At 70.0% G+C, this 4157-nt stretch carries 4 protein-coding genes; 3 read left to right on the top strand and 1 reads right to left on the bottom strand.

Annotated features, from left to right (window positions below; genetic code table 11):
• Nucleotides 1-591 (top strand): adenosylhomocysteinase (locus ACGFWI_RS38800; RefSeq protein ID WP_393910773.1); only part of this gene is annotated, 591 nt, incomplete at its 5' end.
• A 173-nt stretch (nt 592-764) separates the two neighbouring features.
• A complete protein-coding gene (locus ACGFWI_RS38795) occupies nt 765-1379 on the top strand; it encodes a hypothetical protein (protein ID WP_393910772.1) in 615 nt (204 codons plus the stop codon).
• A 186-nt stretch (nt 1380-1565) separates the two neighbouring features.
• On the opposite strand, the gene ACGFWI_RS38790 is transcribed toward ACGFWI_RS38795, so the two are convergent.
• Nucleotides 1566-2690, bottom strand: a complete 1125-nt coding sequence (locus ACGFWI_RS38790) for an RDD family protein (RefSeq protein WP_393910771.1) — start codon at nt 2688-2690, stop codon at nt 1566-1568.
• 113 nt (nt 2691-2803) lie between these two features.
• Between ACGFWI_RS38790 and ACGFWI_RS38785 the strand changes: the two genes are divergently transcribed.
• Nucleotides 2804-3811, top strand: coding sequence for a stage II sporulation protein M (locus ACGFWI_RS38785; RefSeq protein WP_393910770.1), 1008 nt, complete (start codon nt 2804-2806; stop codon nt 3809-3811).
• Nucleotides 3812-4157 lie beyond the last annotated feature (346 nt).

Raw genomic sequence — 4157 nt, 5'->3', positions numbered from 1 at the left:
CGGGTGATCATCACCGAGATCGACCCGATCTGTGCGCTGCAGGCGGCGATGGACGGCTTCCAGGTCACCACTCTCGAAGAGGTCGTCGAGACCGCTGACATCTTCGTGACGACGACCGGCAACAAGGACATCATCATGGCGTCGGACATGGCGCGGATGAAGCACCAGGCGATCGTCGGCAACATCGGTCACTTCGACAACGAGATCGACATGGCCGGCCTGGCCAAGCTCGAGGGCATCGTCAAGGACGAGGTCAAGCCGCAGGTGCACACCTGGACCCACCCGGACGGCAAGGTTCTGATCGTGCTGTCCGAGGGCCGCCTGCTCAACCTGGGCAACGCCACCGGCCACCCCTCCTTCGTGATGTCCAACTCCTTCGCGGACCAGACCCTGGCCCAGATCGAGCTGTTCACCAAGCCGCAGGAGTACCCCACCGACGTCTACGTGCTGCCCAAGCACCTGGACGAGAAGGTGGCCCGCCTCCACCTCGACGCACTGGGCGTCAAGCTCACCGAACTGCGCCCCGAGCAGGCCGCCTACATCGGCGTCCAGGTCGAGGGCCCGTACAAGCCCGACCACTACCGCTACTGATCCAGCGGGCGATCACCAACCGGTCGGCCCCGCCGGCCGGTTGGTCTTCCCCACAGCAGCCGGTGATTCCAGGCCCTCGCCCCTCACGGCGGGGGCCTGGCCCATAACGACCCCGCACAGCCCCGCCGACCCCGACTCACCGGCACGTCGCCGCCCGAAGGACCTGACCCCCTATGCCCCGCGGCCACTACTCCCTCCACGACCCGCACGATCACACCCCCCTGGGTGAAGAGCACTTCCACTGCGCCACCGGCCCCTCCGGCTGGCGCTATGTCTCCCAGATCGTCAACCCCTCCGGCGACCACATCGGCTCCGTCGACCTCACCCTCGACGAGCTCGGCCGCCCCATCCGCCTCGAACTCCATGCCTCCGCCTGGCAGGTCCGCGGCGCCGCCCTGGAGGGCGTCACCTGGGTACGCACCGACCCGACCGGTGAACACGCCACCGAGGGCAACGTCCCCGCCCACTCCTTCACCGGCGCGTCCCCCGCGTTTCTCATCGCCACCGCGCGCCTCCTGCGCCCCGCCCTCGGTGCCGGCGCCGTCCGCACCCGCCTCGTCGCCTTCACACCCCCGGTCCTCGCCCCCCGCACGCTCGACCAGTCCTGGGCCCTGGTGAAAAGCACACCACACGCCACTGACAACGCCCCCCTCATCGCCGACGAATACCAGGTCAACGACCTGGAAACCGGCGAACAGCACGCCATCCACATCGCCGGCGACGTGGTCCTCTCCGCCCCCGGCATCGAACTCGAATCCCTCGAGTCCCCACCGTCGACGTTCCCCTGACCCGCCCGCGCCCGTCCGCCGGTCTCGCCCTCACCGGTCACAGCACGACCCGTCACGGCACGCCAGAGCCGGCGCGGAACACGCCACGCACCGAGCGCCGAAACGCCACGCTCCGAGCGGCACCAACCCCCGGGCACCCGAGGACCCCACCGGCCGGCTCCCGCACCCCACCTCACACCGGCGGGCTCACACCGGCGGCGCAAACCCCGTACGCGGCGGCCTTCCTCCTCCTTCACCGCCCCCCTCCTCGCCCCCACGGCCGTCCCGCACCGGCACCCCGAGCGACCCGACACCGTCATGACGCGTCAGCTCAGCCTGGGCCCCAGCTCCACCACCGGCCCCAAAAGCCCCCGCCTCACCCCCGGGCGCCGCCCAGACCCCCATCGACGCCGGCGACACCACATCCCCTGCCGCCCCCGGGTTCCCCGCCATCCCCGACGACGCGGCATCTCCCGCCACCCCCACGGGCTGAACCGACCCCGCCGGCTCACCACGCCAAGACTCCCCACCACCGGCAACCCCCGGCGCCCCGACGGCCGACGACGTCCCGACAGCCGCCGACACCCCGAACGCCCGCTGCGATTCCCGTGCCTGCCGTTCCCCGACCACCGCCGCCAGATACGCCGCCGGATGCACCCCCGCAGGCCCCGGCACCCCGGTGAACCCCCGCAGGTCCTCCGCCAGCCGCCCCGCCATCACTCCGCCGACCTGCGGATCGAGCTGCCCCATCCGCGTCAGGTACTGCCGAACTGTCAGCCACCACCTATCGGGCACCCGCGACAGATCCAGCGCGCCGACCTCCGCCACCAGCCACGGAGGCGGTGGCGGCAGCGCCACCCCCGCCTCCGCCACCGGCAGCCGCTCCCGTATGACCAACGTCCCCGCGAACACATCCCCCACCCGACGCCCCCGCGCCGACAGCAAGGAGGCGATCGCCGCCACCACTCCCATCGTCATCACGATCTCGATGGCCCCCATCGCCCCGCGCACCAACGCGTGCCGGAACCGGATCGGCCCGCCGTCCTCCCGGACGACCCGCAGCCCGCAGACCAGCTTCCCCAGCGACCGGCCATTGCTCAGCGTCTCGATGACGATGGGTATCCCGACCTGCACCAGCACGAACGTCGCCACTGATACGGCCGCCAACGCCGCACTGTCCATCGACGATGCCGCGCTCAACAGCAGCAGCGATACACCGAGGTAGACCGCCCAGGCCACAGCCACATCGACGGCCACCGCCAGCCCCCGGCTCGGCAGCCTGGCCGGCCGCAGCCCCAGCACCACCGCTTCACCCGTTACGAGCTCACTCACGCCGCGCCCCACTCCCTCTCGATCCCCGAAATCCCGCCCACCCCACGCCGGACAGGGCCAGTCTGCCAAGCTGATCCGGCACCCACCCACGGCGCCGCGAGGAGCGACACCAGATGGACCTCGATGTCTTCGTCACGGCCCACGGCGCCGAATGGGACCGCCTCGACACCCTGCTCCACCGCAAGCGCCGCCTCACCGGAGCCGAGGCCGACGAATTGGTCGCCCTCTACCAACGCACCACCACCCACCTCTCCCTCCTCCTCTCCAGCGCCCCGGACCCCGTGCTGACCAGCCGCCTGACCTCTCTCGTGGCCCGCGCCCGCAGCACGGTCACCGGCGCCCGCAAGGCCTCCTGGCGCGACACCGTCCACTTCTTCACCACGGCTTTCCCCGCAGCGGTCTACCGCCTGCGCCACTGGTGGATCCCGACCGCGATCCTCTCCACCGCGGTCGCCGCCCTCATCGGCTGGTGGATAGCCGCACACCCCGAGGTCCAGGCGGCGATCGGCGCCCAGGAGGACCTACGCAACATGACCCGCCCCGGCGGCCAGTACGAGACGTACTACTCCAGCCACCCCGCCGCATCCTTCGCCGCCCAGGTATGGACGAACAACGCCCAGGCCGTCGCCCTGTGCCTGGTCCTGGGAGCCTTCGCCGGCCTCCCCGTCCTGTGGATCCTCTTCCAGAACATGCTCAACTTGGGCGTCGGCATCGGCCTGATGTCCTCGGCCGGCCGCCTCGACACCTTCCTCGGACTGATCCTTCCGCACGGCCTCCTCGAACTGACCGCCGTCTTCATCGCGGCCGGCATCGGCCTCCGCCTGGGCTGGACCCTTATCGACCCGGGCCCGCGCACCCGCCGGACCGCCCTGGCCGAAGAAGGCCGCTCCGCCCTCGGCGTCGCCATCGGACTCGCCGCGGTGCTCTTCATATCCGGCGTACTCGAAGGCTTCGTCACCCCTTCCGGCCTGCCCACGTGGGCCCGCATAGGCATCGGCATTGCCGCCGAACTGGCTTTCCTCCTGTACGTCCATGTCCTGGGCGGCCGCGCCGTACGCGCCGGTTCCACCGGCGACGTCGACCTCACCGACCGCGAAGCCACCGTCCCGACCGCCGCGTGATGTGCATCGAGCCCCGCTGACCTGCTAATCTCCTCTTCGCCCCAGGGGTCCGTTGACACGAGCATCTGGGGGAGGTAGATTCGAACGGTTGCAACGAACTGGACAAGTTCATCCGCGACGGGTAGTCTCTTCTCCGCTTCGGCCGGAATTTCAATTCGGCGAAGCGCAACCGACCACTTACCGGAAGCCCCGGCCGATCAATTCGGCCGAATCCCTTCTGATAAAGTCGGAAAAGCCAAAAGGCACCCTCCCCGACGGGGAATCGGAAACGAATTCGGACCGGCAACGGAACGAAATAGGATCTGATAGAGTCGGAAAGGCCGGAAAGCGAAAGCCGAACGGCCGA

This window comes from Streptomyces sp. NPDC048434 (assembly GCF_043200375.1).
Taxonomy (GTDB): Bacteria; Actinomycetota; Actinomycetes; order Streptomycetales; family Streptomycetaceae; genus Streptomyces.
This window is presented reverse-complemented; position numbering and strand designations above follow the sequence as displayed.